Origin of the sequence: Streptomyces sp. SID3343 (genome assembly GCF_009865215.1) — a bacterium.
In the GTDB taxonomy this organism is placed as follows: domain Bacteria; phylum Actinomycetota; class Actinomycetes; order Streptomycetales; family Streptomycetaceae; genus Embleya.
In genome coordinates this window covers 1-1,746 of record NZ_WWJX01000395.1, presented here as the reverse complement: position 1 = coordinate 1,746, position 1,746 = coordinate 1, and the positions used below count along the sequence as shown (strand labels likewise).

Here is a 1,746-nt window from a genome sequence, read left to right as displayed (position 1 = left end):
TCGGGCTGTTCGGGCTGTTCGGGCTGTTCGGGTTGGTCGCCCGGCGTGGGCGGAGCGGGTGGGCGGACGGGCACGGTGGCCCGTCACCGGGTCCCTCCGGGAACGGCTGCGGTTCGTCGCTTGGATCGCAAAGTGCTCCCCGTACGAACACTCTCGCATCGCGCCGGCAGGCGGCCGTGTCGTCGGGCGTTACTGCCGACCCGGGCCGTACGCCGGACCGGTCGGGCCGTCTCGCGGAAGGGCGGCGCCCTCGAACCGGCCGAGGAGACCCACCACCCACTCCTTGACGGAGGGGGTTCGACGCACCCTGCGAAACGCGCCGAAGTCGCGGCCTATGCGTCGCGCTCGCCTGCACCGGCCGGCTGCCACCCCTTGCCACGCGCCGCGCCCAGCCCGCGCACCGCGCCCGTACGCAGCCGTTCGTCGGCAAGGGCGATACGCCTCGACTCGGAGCGCTCTCCCGCCACTCCGAGCATTCCTCCTCGGCTCCGAGCGTTCTCCCCCGACACCGAGCGTTCCTCCTCGGTTTCGGGTGTTACGCCGGTCCGGCTTCGGCCGCCCTCGTGGCGATCTCGCGCTCCTGCCTGCGGTGTTCGGTGGCCTCGGCGGGGCGGCCCAGGGCCGTCGCGAGGTCGGCGAGGTGCCCGGCCACCGGTCCGAAGCTGAGCAGCCCGCTACCGGCCCCGACCAACTCGTCTGCGAGGGGCAGAAGTTCACGGTACGCGCGGGCCGTTGCCGCGTCGTCGCCCAGCGCGAGTGCCGTGCGCGCGGAGAGACACAGGCGGGCCTCGCGGAGCAGGTCGTGCGGTGACTCGGGGACGGCCGCCGCAGCGACCGCGGCCTCCGCGCCACGTCCCGCTGCCGCCAGGAGCAGCGGGCGTACCCAGGGCTCGTGCGGGCCCCAATCCGTCTCGGCCCACGCGTCCGCGTCGATCGGCTCGTCACGTGCGATGCGCAACGCCAGCAGTGCCAGTGGGAGAAGGCCGCCAGCCAGGCCCGGCATGCCGGCACGGTCGAGGTCGGCGGCTGCGGAGCCGTAAGCGGCCTCGGCCGCGTCCGGTCGATCGCGCTCCGCCGCGGCCAGGCGCAGGGCGGCGTACCACCGGGTGAACACGCCGACGAGCGGAATCTCGTGGCGGTCGGCCAACCGGTCGGCGGCGTCCGCGTGGGCGTCGGCGGCGGTGAACTCGGCGCGCGCCGCGTGGGTCTGGACGAGGATCAGATGCCCGAGCACCTCGAACGTCACCAGGCCCTCGGCGGTGGCGAGTTCGACCAGTTCGGCGCCGATCGTCGCGCGCTCGCGCATCGAGCCGGGCCGTCCGAAGGCGTGCATGAACCGGCCGTTGAGCGCGAACGCGAGCAGCGCCGGGTCCTCCAGGCGTCGCGCGATCGCCTCCGCCTCGGCCGCCGCGCGGCGGCCGACGTCGGTGGTGGTGCCGCGCGATTCCAGGGCCAGCGTGGTCAGCAGTCGGCTGCGCAGCGCCGTGCCGTCGGTGGGGAGCGCGGCCAGCGTACGCTCGGTGGCCGCGACCACCTGTCGGGCCAACTCCTCGTCGTCGTTGCGGGTCCACACCGCCGGTACGTCGAACGCGGTGATCACCCGCGCCGTCAACTCCGGATCATCCCACCGCTCGGCGTCGGCGATCGCCCGCGCCCGATGGTGCCGCGCGCCTGCGAGGTCCCCGGTCACCGCGAGGCCGCGCACCATGCCCATGACCGCTTCCAGCCGGCCGGGCACGTCGTCGT

The 1,746-nt window shown here is 74.6% G+C and carries 1 protein-coding gene and 1 pseudogene; both read right to left on the bottom strand.

Features of this window, described 5'->3' with window-relative positions; all coding sequences use genetic code 11:
• Nucleotides 1–332: 332 nt before the first annotated feature.
• Nucleotides 333–476, bottom strand: coding sequence for a hypothetical protein (locus tag GT354_RS13315; protein ID WP_161356519.1), 144 nt, complete (start codon nt 474–476; stop codon nt 333–335).
• A 59-nt stretch (nt 477–535) separates the two neighbouring features.
• Nucleotides 536–1,746: pseudogene (locus GT354_RS13310) on the bottom strand (SARP family transcriptional regulator); the annotation flags it as partial.